The organism is Streptomyces sp. NPDC019396 (assembly GCF_040632375.1).
Classification (GTDB): Bacteria; Actinomycetota; Actinomycetes; order Streptomycetales; family Streptomycetaceae; genus Streptomyces.
On sequence record NZ_JBEYBS010000017.1, the window covers coordinates 63,668 to 78,946 of the forward strand.

Here is a 15,279-nt window from a genome sequence, read left to right on the forward strand (position 1 = left end):
CACCCCTCATGGGGTGGTCGAATCCTCTGGATCCTCACCGGCATTTTTGCCACGCCGCCCACGGGGTAGGGCTCATATGTGACCTATGTGAACCCCGGTGGATCGTACTCACGCGACAGCAGGTACATCACCACCCGGATCACCGCCGATGGACGTGACGGTTTCCCGGTGGAGCCGGGCCGGTACCGCCTGGTGGTCAGCCGTGCCTGTCCGTGGGCGAGTCGGGCGGTGATCGTGCGGCGGCTGCTCGGGCTCGAGCGGGCGCTGCCCATGGCCATCGCCGGCCCCACGCACGACGAGCGCAGCTGGACGTTCGACCTCGATCCGGGCGGACGTGACCCGGTGCTCGGTATCGAACGGCTCCAGGAGGCGTATTTCGCCCGCGATCCCGGGTACGAGCGGGGCATCACCGTGCCCGCGATCGTCGACGTCCCGACGGGCCGGGTGGTGACGAACGACTTTCCTCAGATCACGATCGACATGTCGGCGGAGTGGGAGCCCTACCACCGCGAGGGAGCGCCGGTGCTCTACCCGTCCGCGTCGCGTCCGGAGATCGACGCGGTGAACGAGGCGGTCTACAAGGACGTGAACAACGGCGTCTACCGGGCGGGCTTCGCCGGATCGCAGGAGTCGTACGCGGACGCCTACCGGCGGCTTTTCGACCGGCTCGACTGGCTGTCCCAGCGGCTCGAACGCTCCCGCTACCTCGTCGGGGACACGATCACCGAGGCGGATGTACGGCTGTTCACCACACTGGTGCGCTTCGATGCCGTCTACCACGGCCACTTCAAGTGCAACCGGCAGAAGCTGTCGGAGATGCCGGTGCTGTGGGCGTACGCGCGGGACCTGTTCCAGACTCCCGGTTTCGGCGACACGGTGGACTTCGACCACATCAAGCGGCACTACTACCTGGTGCACCGGGACATCAACCCGACGGGGATCGTGCCGGCGGGGCCCGACCTCGCCAACTGGCTCGGGTCGCACGACCGTGCGGCACTGGGTGGGCGCCCGTTCGGCACGGGCACACCGCCCGGGCCGACCGCGCCCGAAGAGACGGTACCGGCCGGTCACACGCCACTGACCGACTGAGCCTCTGGTCTCCGCGCCGCGGTGGGCACGTCCCGCTTCTCAGCAAGTGGCTTCGGGCCAGGCGTCCCGGGCGGCGAGGTCGAGGACAAGAGCAGCGATGTTCCAGGCGTCGTCCTCGCCACGGTGATGCCGCCCCTCCAGCTGCAGTCCGGCGATGCTGAGCGCCCGGGCCATTCCGGGCCGCTTGCGCAGCCCGTAGGCCTTGGTGAAGGTCGCCTTGGCGTTGGTGTGCTGACGGCCGAACGGATACCCGGCACCGGTGGCGCCGCACTGCCGGGTGAACTGGTGGCGGTCGTAGTCACCCCAACTGGCCCAGGGACGCATGCCCGCCTGGTGTTCCTTCGCGAGCAGCCGGCAGGCTTCGGCGAAGCCCACTCCGGTGTCCACCTCCTCCTGGGTGAGTCCGGTCAGCTCGGTGCAGAAGGCGCTGACGGCGGATCTGGAGGGCCGTACGAGGATGCGATGGCGCGCCACTCGCTCGCCCTTGGCGAGATCGACCACCGTCAGCCCGACCTCGATGATCTCACTGACCGCACCGGGTGGCGGATCGCCGTCCCAGCACGTTGCCTCGACATCCACCACGTTCAGCAGCCCTCCGGGCTGTTGTGCACTCCTGACATCCATACTGCTGACAGTAGGGAGACGGTCCCCCTCCCGTCACCGTGTTTTCCCCGGAAAGGCACCGACCCTGAGCGCCCCGTTTGCCGAAACCCTCTCCGCCGTACTGCTCGTGGCGGTTCTGGCCTGCGCCGTGATGCGCCCCTGGGGCTGGCCGGAAGCCGTCGTCGCGGTCCCCGCGGCGGGGCTTGTTGTCGCCACCGGGGCGATCTCCCTCGACCATGCGGCGGAGGAGACGGCACGGCTCGCACCGGTGATCGGCTTTCTCGCCGCCGTGCTGGTACTGGCTCAGTTGTGCGACGACGAGGGCCTGTTCCAGGCCTGCGGGGCCTGGATGGCCCGCACCGCGGCAGGTCGGCCGCGCCGGCTGCTGGTCCATGTGTTCATGGTGGCCTCGCTGATCACCGCGGTGCTCAGCCTGGACGCGACGGTGGTGCTGCTCACCCCCGTGGTGTTCGCCACCGCCGCCCGGCTCGGTGCCCGGCCCAGACCCCATGTCTACGCCTGCACCCATCTGTCCAACACCGCCTCGCTGCTCCTTCCGGTGTCGAACCTGACCAACCTGCTCGCGTTCGCCGCCAGCGGGCTGAGCTTCACCCGCTTCGCCGCGCTCATGGCCCTGCCGTGGCTCGTGGCCATCGGTGTGGAGTTCGTGGTCATCCGACGTTTCTTCGCCACCGACCTTGATGCCGGGGCCCAACTGCCGACGGCCCCTGCTTCCCGCGACGTGCCGGTGTTCGCTCTTGCCACGGTGACCTGCACACTGGCCGGTTTCGTGGTGACCTCCGCGCTGGGGATCAGCCCGGCGTGGGCGGCAGCTGCGGGGGCACGGTGCTCGCCTGCCGGGCCCTGGCCCGGCGCAGCACCACGCCCACCGCGATCGTGCGCGCGGCGGCGGTGCCGTTTCTCGCGTTCGTCCTGGCCCTGGGGATCGTGGTCCGGTCCGTCGTGGACAACGGCCTCGACGACGCGTTGGGGCATGTGGTGCCGGACGGCACAGGGCTGCCCGCGCTGCTGGCCATCGCTGCACTCGCCGCCGTGCTGGCCAACCTCATCAACAACCTGCCCGCGGTACTGGTGCTGCTACCGCTGACCGCACCCGCCGGCCCGGGCGCCGTACTGGCCGTGCTGCTGGGTGTGAACATCGGGCCCAACCTCACCTACGCGGGTTCCCTCGCCACCCTGCTGTGGCGACGTATCGTGCGCGAACACGACACCGAGGTGGACCTGGGCGAGTTCACCCGCCTCGGACTGCTCGCCGTGCCGGCCGCACTGCTGCTCTCGGTGCTGGCACTGTGGGCCTCGCTCCATGTGATCGGAGGCTGAACAACGTGACCATCATCGCCTGGATCGTCGAGGGCACCTGGCCCGCCTGTGTCGACGCGGTCCGTGCCCACGCACCCGAGAACGCCGATATCGCGCTGCTGCATGTGTCAGGCCCGGAGGTGCCCGGCGCCGCCCATGGCGCATACGCCGGGCTGCTCGGGCGTGCCCGTCCCGATCGCGACCCCGGCACGGCGATGGAACACCTCGCCGCCGCCTCCGCCGAACAGCTGCTCGCGGCCGCGGCCGAGCGGTTGGGGCTCCCCTGCACCCGCGAGGAACGCACGGGGCGCGCCGAGCAGGAAGTCGTCACCGCAGCCGAGGGTGCGGGACTTCTCGTCCTCGCCCGTGACGGCGACCGCTCACACCTCGGCCCTCGCAGCCTCGGCCCCGCCAGCCGCTTCATCGTCGACCACGCCCCGTGCCCGGTGCTGCTGGTCTGGCCCGAAGCCGCACCCGGCACGGCGACCCTGCCGCCACCGCCGCCCGGGCCGCACCACCACGAGTGACCTCCCGTGTCGGGGCCGACGAGGCGGCGAGGCGGCAGAAGGCCGACCGGTCTGCGCGTCATGAGGGGAAGGGCGGACCCACTCCGGTGAGGCTGAGCCAGTCACCGTCGAGGGCCTGCTGCTTCCAGGCGTCGACATCCTTTTCCGGGATCTTGTACTTACCCGCGACCTCGGCACTGGTGACGTCCCCGTAGAGCACGACCATCACGATCCGCACCTTGTCCGCGACCGTGAGTTTCTGCTTCGGCTTGTCCGGCAGGTCGCTCAGCCGGAGACAGCCGACTGCGTCGCCGCCCCGGCCTCCGTCTCCGCCCCAGCCACCGTCGCCGCCGTCACCACCCCGGCCACCCGTGCCGCCGAGGACGTCGCCACCGCGACCGCCATCACCGCCACGGCTTCCGAGGCCCGGCTTGCCGGGCTCACCCGGCTGGCCGAGCAGCCCTCCACGGCTGCCGTCGGAAGTCTGGGCCAGGCGGTCGCCACGACCGGCATGAGGTGCTGCGTGTGCGCTCTGCGACGGGGTCGCGGCGCAGGCAGTGCCGAGTGCGAGGGCCGCTGCGGTCGCCGCGAGGATGGCTGGACGCCGCCAAAGGCTTCTGGACATGGCGAACTCCGTTCCGTAACTGGGGGTTTGGTCTCACATGCTGTGTGCCGGGAGGCCCCGGGTCGCCGGGGCCTCCCGTGTGGGCCGGCACGGCCCGGACACGCACGGTCCGGGCCGTAGGGCAGTGGTCAGAAGATGCCGACGCCGCCCGGGCCACCGGTGCCGCCGAAGAGCCCGGTACCACCAGGACCGCCCGTGCCGCCGAAGACACCGGTACCACCGGGGCCGCCCTTGCCACCGAAGATGCCAGTACCGCCCGTGCCGCCGGTGCCACCGAAGATCCCGGTACCACCCGCACCGCCGGTGCCACCGAAGATCCCGGTACCACCCGCACCGCCGGTGCCACCGAAGATCCCGGTACCACCCGCACCGCCGGTGCCGGCCCTCACTTCGGGGTGGTGGTCGGCGAGGCTCACTACGGATGCGGCGGGCTTCGGGGCCGCCATCGCGCTGGCTGGAAAGATCACTCCGCCGCCGATCAGTGTGGCCGAGGCGAGCACGGCCACGAGCCGGAAGCGCGGACGCTTGGGACGGGAGATGTCGTGGGAGTGGACATTGCGAGACATGGGATTCTCCTTTGAAATTGCTACTCAGCGATTGTTGACGGTGCCGTTGTTGATGGGCACGGTATTTCCGTTGCCGAAAATGATGATGACGTTTCCCCGCCCGGTGCTCTGGCCACCGCCGCCGCCACCGCCACGGTTTCCGTGGCGCCAGTGGTCACCCTGGGGGGCTGACTTCGCGGTCACCGCGTGGTGCGAATCCGTGGCCGCGAAAGCACTCGTGGGCAGCAGCACACCTCCCGCGGCCAGAGCGGATGCGGCACTCAGCACGATGAGACGGCGGGTACGGGAAGTGCGAGCCATGACTTTTCTCCTTTATAAGAGAGAACATCCACGTGATTTACGTGAACCGTTGACTCAATTAACCCCTGGACCGGAATTCCCGTCACGCCGCTGAAACTCGGGGCTTGACAAATCGCCGACAGTCCGCTCCACGCCTATCGTGGAATTTCGGCAGTGATCTCCGTATGCGGAGGGAGCTGAGAACGTGCCGTCCGAGTCGGCCCTGGCGCCCGGGAAGCAGTCCTGGAGACCGCTGCTGGCCGTGTGCGCCGGGTACTTCATGGTGATCCTGGACGTGACGATCATCAATGTCGCCGTCCCGGTCATAGGCCGGGACCTGTCGGCCCCGCTCACCGCCCTCCAGTGGATCACCGACGGGTACACCCTGGTCTTCGCCGGCCTGCTGCTGACCGGTGGCGCACTGGGTGACCGGCTGGGAAACCGCCGGATCTTCTGTGCCGGCGTGGGCGTGTTCATCGCGTCATCGGCTGCGTGCGCACTCGCGCAGAACACCGTGAGCCTGGTTGCCGCCCGGCTGGTGGAGGGGCTCGGTGCGGCGCTGATCGTGCCCGGGTCGCTCGCGTTGCTTCAGCATGCCTACCCGGATGCCGCCACGCGCGCGCGTGCGTTCGGGCTCTGGGGATCGCTGGCGGGCATCGCCGCCTCGGCGGGGCCGCTGCTGGGCGGGGTGATCGTCTCCACAGTGGGCTGGCGCTGGGTCTTCTTCATCAACGTGCCCGTGGGATTCGCCTGCCTCGTGCTGACACTGCGCCATGTCGCACCCTCCCCCCGGGACCCCACCCGGGCCCTGGACTGGCCGGCGCAGTTGGCCGTCGTCACGGCGGTGGCGGCGCTGACCGCGGCTCTCAACGAGGCGGGACGGCGGGGCTGGACCGATCCGGCCGTCCTCGCCGGGGCGGGACTGGCCGTGCTGGCCGCCGTGGCGTTCGTGGTACGCGAATGGCTCGCCCGGTCCCCGGTGCTGCCGCTTGGCCTGATGCGCTCGCGCGCGACGAGCGGTGGGGCCGCCATCGGCCTGCTGTTCAACTTCGCCTTCTACGGCATGGTCTTCACCGCGAGCCTGGACTTCCAGCACCAACGCGGCTTCAGCGCACTCGGCGCGGGGGCGGCGCTGTTCCCGGCGGTGGCGATGACGATGTTCGCCTCCGTTCTGTCGGGGCGGCTGAGCCGTGTCACCGGCCACAGACCACTGGTGATCTCCGGCATGATCCTGGCCGCCCTGGGACTCGCGGGCTGGGTCGCCGCGGGAGACGACCCCGCCTACCCCCTGCTGGTGGCCCCGATGATGGCGGCGGGTTTCGGCACGTCCTTCGCCCTCACCGGCTCGACCGCCACCGTGATGGAGGCGGCCCCGACGGGGTACTCGGGGACCGCATCAGCTCTGTTCAACACCACGCGCCAGATCGGCAGCGCCACGGGCGTGGCGCTGGGCGGCACGCTGCTCGCCACCGCGCCGGACTACGGGGCGGGGCTGCGCACCAGCATGGCTGTCGGGGCGGTTGCCTATCTGACAGCCGCGGTGCTCGCGTGGCTGTGTGTGCCGCCCAAGCGGAAGGCGACGTGATCCGCCCGGCTCCTGCCCTGACGGCTGCGAGGATCACCAGCTGTGGGCCACGTCCACGATCAGCTTGTCGTGCGACTGCGTCACCCTGAAGGGGAGCCTGGCGCGGACGCCGAGTCCGACCTGGGTCTGCCCTTCGAAACTCGATCCGAACCTGGCATCCCTGAACGTCCGGTACCCGGTGACGTTCACGCCTGGCAGCGGCTTACCCGCCCGCCCCCGGTAGGTCTGCCTCAGGGTGTTCGGGTCACAGCTGGGCGCGGATACGAAGACCTGGAGGATGGCGCCCCCGGCCACTCGCATCGCGTCGCCGGAACCGTCCCGGCGGAAGGCATCCACATAGCCCACGCGATAGCCGAGCCGCTTTGTGGCTCCGCCGACCTCGAAGACCATGCGGTCGTAGCACCTGCCCTGACTGGTCGTGATGTTCTTCAGCGACTTCCCGTCCGCGTCCACGGCGGACTTGACGCGGCTCCCCCAGGCGGTCGCACACCCGGCGGCCGCAGCCGGTGCCTGGTGCGGCACGGAGCCGGCCGTCCCCGCGGCGCCCAACACTCCCGCAGCCGCCATGACAAGGCTCACGCCCGATGCCCACAACCTCCGCATGACCACTCCCGGCCTTGATACGTACAGGTACACGCAATGAGGCGGACAGGAAGCGCGAGAACCGCGAACCGCTCCGCACACGGAATTCGGCGACTCTCACCGCCGAAATCATCATGAAAGTACCAGTAACGACTCTTCTGTGACGTACGGCCAGGCCCTCGCACGTCCAGCGACACCCCCATCGCACCGCGATCGGGTGACTTTTCGTGGCGTCTCCGCGTCACCGTGTTTACGCGGCCGGTGGTGGCCGCGGGCGCGGGTAGCGTGACTCCGGCGCCACAGCTCATCGCTGAGCCCAGTCGGCCGATCACCCACCGTCTCCCCTCGCCGCCCTTCGAGGAACCCCGATGGACCTGCGTATCGAAGACCGCGTGTATCTCATCACCGGTGCCTCCTCGGGGATCGGCGCGGCCGTTGCCAGGCTGCTTGCCGCCGAGGGAGCCACGGTCGTCGGCGTCGCCCGCAAGCCGTGGACGATCGACGCACCCGGCGGGCGGGGAAGCACCGTCACTGCGGATCTGTCGGAACCGGCGGCCGCCGAGTACGTCGTCGCCCGTGTCGTCGAGCGTCACGGGCGGCTGGACGGCCTGGTCAACAATGTGGGAGCAGTGCGCTCCCACCAGGGCTTCCTCGACATCTCCGACGAGGAGTGGAAGGCGACGTTCGAGACCAACCTCCACTCGGCGGTGCGGATGACCCGTGCCGCACTGCCCGTACTCCTGCAGTCCGACGGCGCTGCCGTTGTGCATGTCGCGAGCGAGGCCGCCCGCCTCCCCGAGCCGGCCATCGCCGACTACGCGGCTGCGAAGACCGCGCTGCTCTCGGTGTCGAAGGCACTCGCCGGCGAGTTCGGGCCACAGGGCGTACGTTCGAACGTCGTGCTGCCCGGCCCTACGCGAACCGCACTGTTCGACGCACCGGGCGGATTCGCCGAGCAGCTCGGCGAGCGGTTCGGGCTGCCGGCGGATGAAGCGGTCGACCACTTCATCCGTGAGGTGCGCCGACTGCCGTCGGGGCGGATCGGGAGCCCGGACGATGTCGCTCCGGTCGTGGCCTATCTGCTCTCGCCGCTGGCCTGCCAAGTCACCGGTTCAGAGTGGGGAGTTGACGGCGGCGCACTGCGGCAGGTGTGACCGTCACCGGTGCCACGGGCCCACTCGCCCACGTGTCAGGCGGCGTTTGTGGTTCTCAGATCTCGCTCCGACCAGCTCATGTGCGGGGGTCTCGGTGGTACGGTGTCGCTCTCGTCCCACGGGATGATGGCAACACAACTGAGCGACAACTTGTGACAGTCACACGTGCACGTGCCACCGGTCAGGGCAACGGTCGCACCCCGAAATCACGCAGGCACGTCCCAAGCTGCACTCTTCACTTCTCTGGAGCGCACCAATGACAGCAGAAGTCAACGCAACGGGCAGCGTCGAAGCAACAACGACTCTGCTCCAAGCAGAGCTTCCTCAACTGGAGAAACAGCAGGCGGCGTTGCAGGCAGAGCTTGCAGTGGTCTCCGATCGGCTGGAATCAGTGCGCGGCGCACTGACAGCGCTGAGCGCCTTGTCGGCCACCACACTTCCTCGTCCCCGCACCGCGGAGAGCGAGCAGGTGGTCGTCGCGGCGGAGCAGGAGGCCACGGAAACGGCCCCCGCCCCTGCGGAGGAGGTCGCCGCTGCTACTGCTGCCGGGCCGAGTGAGGCCAAGCCGGCCCGCGGGTCGGCTGCGAGTGCGAGGAAGCGTGCCGCTTCCAAGACGGTCGGAAAGCAGGCGGACAAGCGCCGTACTGCGAAGAAGCCCGCAACCGCCAAGACGGCGAGGACGAAGCCCTCACCGGAGCCGGAGCCGGAGGAGCGCACGGCCGCGGACGGCACGGGCCTTACCGACCAGGTGCTCACCGTCCTCAACGGCCAGGCCGGTACCGCTCTGCGTGCCCGTGACGTGGCCCACGCGATCGGTCGTGACGGCAGCGCGGGCAACATCAACACCGTCCGCAGCACCTTGGACCGTCTCGTCGCGACCTCCCGTGTCCACCGGGCAGGCCGTGGGCTCTACGAGGCCGTAGGCGGCTGACACTGCCGGTTTTCGCACCGCGAGAGCCGACCCGCCACCGCTGTGAGTACACAGCGGTGGCGGGCTTTTTCGTACCCGCGTTGCGGGACGCGGAGAGCTGGGTTTCTCCAGAGGCCACCAGGGACCGGCAGATGACACGTCGTCAAAGCTAGTCGAATGCCGGACAGTTGTGTTCTCCAAACGAACAACAGATGGTCAAGAAGTTGTGAGGCAATTGTCGGCGTTCCGTCAATTGCGTTCGTTCGGTGGGAGGCTGGTCAGCGGTCAACCCCCCACAGGACAAGCGATGGAGATCGCATGACCCCCCACAAGAACACCCGGCGCGCCGCTGCCCTCGTGGCCGCGGCCGCCATGCTCATCGTCGGCACCGAAGCAGGTTCGGCGATCGCGGCACCCGACAACGGCCCCCGTCCCGTGCCCTCCCCCACGGCCCAGGGGCGCGCCGCCGCCATCAAGGCGGCGCAGGAGCAGTCCGCCGCGGCCGCCACCCAACTCGGTCTGGGCGCCCAGGAGAAGCTGCTCGTCCGCGACGTCATCAAGGACGCGGACGGCACCGTCCACACCCGCTACGAGCGCACCTACGCCGGGCTGCCGGTGCTGGGCGGCGACCTGGTCACCCACACCACGGGGAACGGCACCCTCAAGGGCGTGGACAAGGCCAACGACGACCGCATACAGGTGCCGACGACCGTTGCCGCGCGCAAAGCCGCGGCCGGCGCACGCAAGGTGATCTGGGCGGGCGAGGGCAAGCCGGTACTCGCGTTCGAGACCGTCAAGTCCGGGCTGCAGAAGGACGGCACGCCCAGCAGACTGCATGTCATCACCGACGCCGCCACCGGGAAGAAGCTCCACCAGTTCGAGGCCGTCGAGACGGGCAGCGGCACCAGCCAGTACAGCGGCGAGGTGACCGTCTCCACCACCAAGAACGGCGACACCTTCGAGCTCGCCGACGGCGAGCGCGGCGGCCACAAGACCTACGACCTGAAGCACGGCGAGAGCGGCACCGGCACTCTGCTGACCGACGAGGACGACAAGTGGGGTGACGGCACCGGGGCGAACGAGCAGACCGCGGCGGTCGATGCCCACTACGGCGCGGCGATGACCTGGGACTTCTACAAGACCGAGCTGGAGCGCAACGGCATAGCCGGCGACGGCAAGGCCGCCTACTCCCGGGTCCACTACGGCGACAGCTACGTCAACGCCTTCTGGGACGACAGCTGCTTCTGCATGACCTACGGCGACGGCGAGGGCAACAAGAAGGCCCTCACGGCGATCGACGTGGCGGGCCACGAGATGAGCCACGGTCTGACGTCGCACACCGCCAACCTCGAGTACAGCGGCGAGTCCGGCGGGCTCAACGAGGCGACCAGCGACATCTTCGGAACCTCCGTGGAGTTCTTCGCGAACAACAAGGAGGACGTGGGCGACTACCTCATCGGCGAGAAGGTCGACATCCGCGGCGACGGGACCCCGCTGCGCTACATGGACAAGCCCAGCAAGGACGGCAGCTCGCTGGACGCCTGGAAGGAAGGCGCCGGCGACACCGACGTCCACTACTCCTCCGGGATCGCCAACCACTTCTTCTTCCTGCTGGCCGAGGGCAGCGGCAAGAAGACGGTCAACGGCGTCGATTACGACTCTCCCACCTCCGACGGTTCGACCGTCACCGGCATCGGCCGCGAGAAGGCCTACAAGATCTGGTACAAGGCGCTCACCACGTACATGACCTCGACCACCGACTACAAGGCCGCCCGCGAGGCGACCGTGAAGGCGGCCGGCGACCTCTACGGCGCGGACGGGACGGAAGCGAAGACCGTCGCCGCCGCGTGGGGCGCGGTCAACGTCAAGTAGCACCTGCCCGACCGACGAGGTGCCCTGCACGAGCTGATGGCTCGTGCAGGGCACCTCGCCTCTCCGGGGTATCAGGCGACGGCGGCACGGCCCGCGACGAAGACCCTGGCCGTCTCGGCGACACGGTGGCCAAGGTGCTCGGCGGTGGCGATGTCGGCCTTGTGGACGGCCTCGGGGCCCTCGTCGGAGTTGGTCTGGGCGCCGGCGCCCAGGAAGATGCCGAGGCGGTTGACGTCGTGCTCGGAGCCGGTGCTGGAGTTCCAGCCGGGCTTGAGGCCGAGACCGACCCAGTGCATGCCGTGCTGGGCGGCGAGGATCTGGAAGAACTGCAGGGTGTGCAGCTTGTCGCCGCTCTTGGAGCCGGAGTTGGTGAACCCGGCCGCCAGCTTCCCCCGCCAGGCGTCGGAGAACCAGCGCTTCGACGTGGCCTCGGCGAAGACGTGGAAGGCGCCGGACGCCGTGCCCATGTAGGTGGGCGAGCCGAAGACGATCGCGTCGGAGCGGTCCAGCAGCTCCCATCCGGCTTCGGTGATCTCGTCAACCCTCACCAGGTGCACCTCGGCGCCGTCACGGGACGCACCCGCGGCCACGGCCTCGGCTATGACGGCGGTGTGGCCGTATCCGGAGTGGTAGGCGATCGAGACGACAGGGGTGGTCACGTGAGTGCTCCTCGTAACGAGTGGTGACATGCGGCTTCACACGGGCGCCCGGGCAGCGGCACCGAACGAAAGGAAAGCACTTACTTTTGGAAAGCGCAACCCAAGAGTGGGTGCTCGGCATGGCATGCGGGGTGGGATGCCGCCGGTGAGGGTGGCCACGCACAGCACATCGCCCGAGGTCAAGTCCCGAGTTTCTGTGGCATGACGAGCCTCCGGCCGAGAGGGCCTACTGGAGGGACCCGGTGAGGAGGAGTCGATCATGCCCGTCATATCCGTTCCGCAGGACTTCAACGAGGAAGAGCTCTACGTCGGCCTCGAAGGGATCTTCGGCCACCCGCTGTTCCTCAAGTGCGAGGGGTTCAACTTCGCCGGCTCGATCAAGCTCAAGGCCGCAACCGAGATGGTCGAGGCCGCGGAGCGCGACGGTCTGCTCACCGCGGACTCGGTCCTCGTCGAGTCCTCATCCGGAAATCTCGGTGTGGCACTGAGCATGCTCGCGGCCAGCAAGGGCTACCGGTTCGTGTGTGTGACCGACTCCCGCTGCAATCTGTCCACACGGCTCCTGATGGAGGCCCTCGGCAGCGAGGTCCACGTGATCTCGGAGCCCTCAGCCGTGGGCGGTCTCCTCGGCGCCCGTATCGACCATGTCCGCGCGCTGTGCGCCCGGGATGACCGCTACGTCTGGCTCAACCAGTACACCAACCCCCACAACGGGATGGCGCACTATCGCAGGACCGCTCCTGCCATCGCGCGGCAGTTCCCGGATCTGGATGTCCTGTTCGTCGGGGCAGGTACCACCGGAACCCTGATGGGCTGCGCACGCTACTTCCGCCGGTGGCACCGTCCGGTCCGGATCGTGGCAGTCGACACCGCCGGCTCGGTGACGTTCGGCGGCCACCCGGGCAGGCGGATGATCCCCGGCCTGGGCACCAGCGTGCGACCACCGCAACTGGACGAATCCCTGGTGGACGAGGTGGTGAGCGTCGAGGAGGCCGACACCATTCGCGCCTGTCACCGGTTGGCCCGCCGGGGCTTCCTGTTCGGGGGGTCGACCGGCACCGTGGTGAGCGGGGCCGTCAGCTGGCTCGAAGAGCACGGTCAGCAGGACCTGACGGCGGTGGCCATCGCCCCCGATCTCGGTGAGCGATACCTGGAGACGATCTACCAGACCAACTGGGTGCACGACCTCTACGGAGAGGGCGTCCTGGGCCCCGAGCCCCTGGTCGCCGCGCCCCGGGCGGCCTGATCACCGGCGACAAGGGTTCGCCGCGGGTCTCCGCGACACTCCCGCCGCTGGTGCTCCCCGTCCCGCGGGATCATGCTGGTCAGTAGTGCCCTGGCCTGCGCACACGAATGAGCGACGGCGAGATGACCCGCGATGGAGCACCCCCCCAGCCCTTCCCAGTCGGCGGAGCGACCGCGCACCCCGGACGCCCGCCTCGGCAGCGAACCACTGGATGAACGACTGCAGGAGTGGGCGTTCACCCAGCATCCCTGCGCCCTGGCCGTCTTCGACGCGGACCTGCGACTGGTCCGGGCCAACCCCGGGATGACGGAGGGACTCGGCCTCGCCGATACCCCGGCGCGGGGGCTGCGGCTGCCGGACATCGTCCCCGGCCCGACGGGAGACGCGGTCGAGGCCGCCCTGCGCCTGGCGCTCGGCACCGGTGAACGCCAGGACACCCAGCTCCCCGTCCCCCCGTCGGCCGGCACCCGCAGGCCGGCCGGACGGCCGGCGACAGCGACTCCGCTGCGCGACCCCGACGGGCAGGTCCGCGGCGTGTGCCTCGTCGCCCATCACACCGCGGAGCAGGCCCCCGCGACCCAGCGCAAGCTGCTGCTCGACGACGCGACGCGCATCGGTACCACCCTGAACATCAGCCACACCGCCCAGGAACTCGCCGAAGTCGCCGTCCCCCGCCTCGCCGACTACGCCGCCGTCGACCTCCTCGACCTGTCGCGGCACAGCGACACACAGCCCGGTATCCAGCCCGGCTCACCTCTCACCCTGAGTCGCGCCGCCGCCCGGTCCACCGGTGACAACGCACCGTACCCAGCGCCGTCCCCGGGAGAGAGCCTCACCTGTCCGCCTCACTCACCCGTCGCCGAGGCCCTCGCCCAGCGGCGCCCCGCCCTGTACGACACCAGCGACGACGCCATCACCCGCTGGATAGCGCGCGATCCCCAGGCGGCCTGGATCCACGCCGCCCAGGCCCACTCCCTCATGATCGTCCCCCTCCATGCCCGCGGCACCACCCTCGGCGTCGTCCTTTTCGCCCGCGGCACGCATCCGGGGCCCTTCACCCCCGACGATCTGAAGCTGGCCGAGCAACTCACCACCCACACGGCCATCAGCATCGCCAACGCCCGCCGCTACACCCGTGAACGCACCACGACGATGACGCTCCAGCGCAGCCTGCTCCCCCATACGCTCCCCCACCAGGCCGCGCTCGACATCGCCACCCGCTACCTCCCCGCCGGTGGCGACACGGGAGTGGGGGGCGACTGGTTCGACGTCATTCCCCTGTCCGGTGCCCGGGTCGCGCTCGTCGTCGGCGATGTCGCCGGGCACGGGATCCGGGCCTCCGCGACCATGGGCCGTCTGCGTACCGCCGTGCGCACCCTCGCCGATGTCGACCTGCCTCCCGACGAGCTGCTCACCCATCTCGACGACCTCGTCATCCATCTGTCCACGGACACCACACCGAGCGACGACACCCCGGAAACCGAATCCGGAGTCGGCACCACCTGCCTCTACGCCATCTACGACCCCACCAGCCGGCACTGCACCTTCGCCCGCGCGGGGCATCCCCCACCCGCCATCGTCAACCCGGACAGCACGGTGTACTTCCTGGACGTTCCAGCCGGACCGCCGCTGGGCCTCGGGGGCCTCCCCTTCGAGACCACCGACATCGAGCTCCCCGAAGGCACTCTCCTCACGCTCTACACCAACGGGCTGCTCCAGCCCCAGCACCAGGACATCGACGACACGCTCGACAAGATGTTCACCACCCTGGCCCGCCCCACCGCCGCTCTCGACACCCTCGCCGACCGGCTGCTCACCACCCTCCTCACCCGGCCGCCGAGCGACGACATCGCCCTCCTGCTGGCCCGCACCCGCGTCCTCGGCACCGAGCAGATCGCCACCTGGACACTCCCCGACGACCCCGCGATCGTCGCCGAGGCCCGCCACCACGCCACGGACCAGCTCAGCGCCTGGCAGCTCCCGGACGCCACGTACATCACCGAACTCATCGTCAGCGAACTCGTCACCAATGCCATCCGCTACGGCGCTCCGCCCATCCAGCTCCGCCTCATCCACCATGACAACACCCTGACCACAGAGGTCTCGGACACCAGCAGCACCACCCCGCATCTGCGCCGCGCCCGCACCTACGACGAAGGAGGCCGCGGGCTGCTTCTCATCGCCCAGCTCGCGCACCGCTGGGGTACCCGCCACGCCCCGGCCGGCAAGACCATCTGGACCGAGCAGACCCTCTCGACCAGCCCTGGAAGTCAGGGCCCGTGA

14 protein-coding genes and 1 pseudogene are annotated in these 15,279 nt (G+C 69.5%); 9 read left to right on the forward strand and 6 right to left on the reverse strand.

Annotated elements, in window-relative coordinates:
* Positions 1–87: 87 nt before the first annotated feature.
* Positions 88–1,089 (forward strand): glutathione S-transferase C-terminal domain-containing protein, encoded by a 1,002-nt coding sequence (locus tag ABZ532_RS20400; protein ID WP_361285514.1) that lies wholly within the window; start codon positions 88–90, stop codon positions 1,087–1,089.
* A 39-nt stretch (positions 1,090–1,128) separates the two neighbouring features.
* On the opposite strand, the gene ABZ532_RS20405 is transcribed toward ABZ532_RS20400, so the two are convergent.
* Positions 1,129–1,713, reverse strand: coding sequence for a 3'-5' exonuclease (locus ABZ532_RS20405; RefSeq protein WP_361285270.1), 585 nt, complete (start codon positions 1,711–1,713; stop codon positions 1,129–1,131).
* Positions 1,714–1,777: 64 nt separating this feature from the next.
* Here ABZ532_RS20405 and ABZ532_RS20410 point away from each other — a divergent pair.
* Together ABZ532_RS20410 and ABZ532_RS20415 are read left to right on the forward strand one after the other, a co-directional pair.
* Positions 1,778–3,033: pseudogene (locus tag ABZ532_RS20410) on the forward strand (SLC13 family permease).
* A gap of 5 nt (positions 3,034–3,038) precedes the next feature.
* Complete coding sequence (locus tag ABZ532_RS20415; RefSeq protein ID WP_361285273.1) at positions 3,039–3,539, forward strand: universal stress protein; 501 nt, start codon at positions 3,039–3,041, stop codon at positions 3,537–3,539.
* Between the two features lie 58 nt (positions 3,540–3,597).
* On the opposite strand, the gene ABZ532_RS20420 is transcribed toward ABZ532_RS20415, so the two are convergent.
* The 3 genes from ABZ532_RS20420 to ABZ532_RS20430 all read right to left on the reverse strand — a co-directional run bounded on the left by ABZ532_RS20420 (position 3,598) and on the right by ABZ532_RS20430 (position 5,009).
* Positions 3,598–4,143 carry a hypothetical protein gene (locus tag ABZ532_RS20420; protein WP_361285275.1) on the reverse strand — a complete coding sequence of 182 codons (546 nt, stop codon included), beginning with the start codon at positions 4,141–4,143 and terminating at the stop codon, positions 3,598–3,600.
* 128 nt (positions 4,144–4,271) lie between these two features.
* Positions 4,272–4,709 carry a hypothetical protein gene (locus ABZ532_RS20425; protein ID WP_361285278.1) on the reverse strand — a complete coding sequence of 146 codons (438 nt, stop codon included), beginning with the start codon at positions 4,707–4,709 and terminating at the stop codon, positions 4,272–4,274.
* A 24-nt stretch (positions 4,710–4,733) separates the two neighbouring features.
* Positions 4,734–5,009: a hypothetical protein gene (locus ABZ532_RS20430; protein ID WP_361285281.1), complete on the reverse strand. Its 276-nt coding sequence runs from the start codon at positions 5,007–5,009 to the stop codon at positions 4,734–4,736.
* A gap of 184 nt (positions 5,010–5,193) precedes the next feature.
* Here ABZ532_RS20430 and ABZ532_RS20435 point away from each other — a divergent pair, with 184 nt between their 5' ends.
* Positions 5,194–6,573: an MFS transporter gene (locus tag ABZ532_RS20435; protein ID WP_361285284.1), complete on the forward strand. Its 1,380-nt coding sequence runs from the start codon at positions 5,194–5,196 to the stop codon at positions 6,571–6,573.
* A 33-nt stretch (positions 6,574–6,606) separates the two neighbouring features.
* Here the strand turns inward: ABZ532_RS20435 and ABZ532_RS20440 are convergent, their stop codons facing one another.
* Positions 6,607–7,140 carry a hypothetical protein gene (locus ABZ532_RS20440; protein WP_361285287.1) on the reverse strand — a complete coding sequence of 178 codons (534 nt, stop codon included), beginning with the start codon at positions 7,138–7,140 and terminating at the stop codon, positions 6,607–6,609.
* Positions 7,141–7,523: 383 nt separating this feature from the next.
* On the opposite strand from ABZ532_RS20440, the gene ABZ532_RS20445 reads away from it, so the two are divergent.
* From ABZ532_RS20445 to ABZ532_RS20455, 3 genes are all read left to right on the forward strand, one after another.
* Positions 7,524–8,309 carry an SDR family oxidoreductase gene (locus ABZ532_RS20445; RefSeq protein ID WP_361285290.1) on the forward strand — a complete coding sequence of 262 codons (786 nt, stop codon included), beginning with the start codon at positions 7,524–7,526 and terminating at the stop codon, positions 8,307–8,309.
* A gap of 256 nt (positions 8,310–8,565) precedes the next feature.
* On the forward strand, positions 8,566–9,240 hold the full coding sequence (locus tag ABZ532_RS20450) for a hypothetical protein (protein WP_361285293.1): 675 nt from the start codon (positions 8,566–8,568) through the stop codon (positions 9,238–9,240).
* Between the two features lie 297 nt (positions 9,241–9,537).
* A complete protein-coding gene (locus tag ABZ532_RS20455; RefSeq protein ID WP_361285296.1) occupies positions 9,538–11,091 on the forward strand; it encodes a M4 family metallopeptidase in 1,554 nt (517 codons plus the stop codon).
* Positions 11,092–11,162: 71 nt separating this feature from the next.
* Here the strand turns inward: ABZ532_RS20455 and ABZ532_RS20460 are convergent, their stop codons facing one another.
* Positions 11,163–11,750 (reverse strand): flavodoxin family protein, encoded by a 588-nt coding sequence (locus ABZ532_RS20460; RefSeq protein WP_361285299.1) that lies wholly within the window; start codon positions 11,748–11,750, stop codon positions 11,163–11,165.
* Between the two features lie 259 nt (positions 11,751–12,009).
* Between ABZ532_RS20460 and sbnA the strand changes: the two genes are divergently transcribed.
* Both sbnA and ABZ532_RS20470 read left to right on the forward strand, forming a co-directional pair.
* A complete protein-coding gene (gene sbnA, locus ABZ532_RS20465) occupies positions 12,010–12,996 on the forward strand; it encodes a 2,3-diaminopropionate biosynthesis protein SbnA (protein WP_361285302.1) in 987 nt (328 codons plus the stop codon).
* Positions 12,997–13,128: 132 nt separating this feature from the next.
* Positions 13,129–15,279 carry a SpoIIE family protein phosphatase gene (locus ABZ532_RS20470; RefSeq protein WP_361285305.1) on the forward strand — a complete coding sequence of 717 codons (2,151 nt, stop codon included), beginning with the start codon at positions 13,129–13,131 and terminating at the stop codon, positions 15,277–15,279.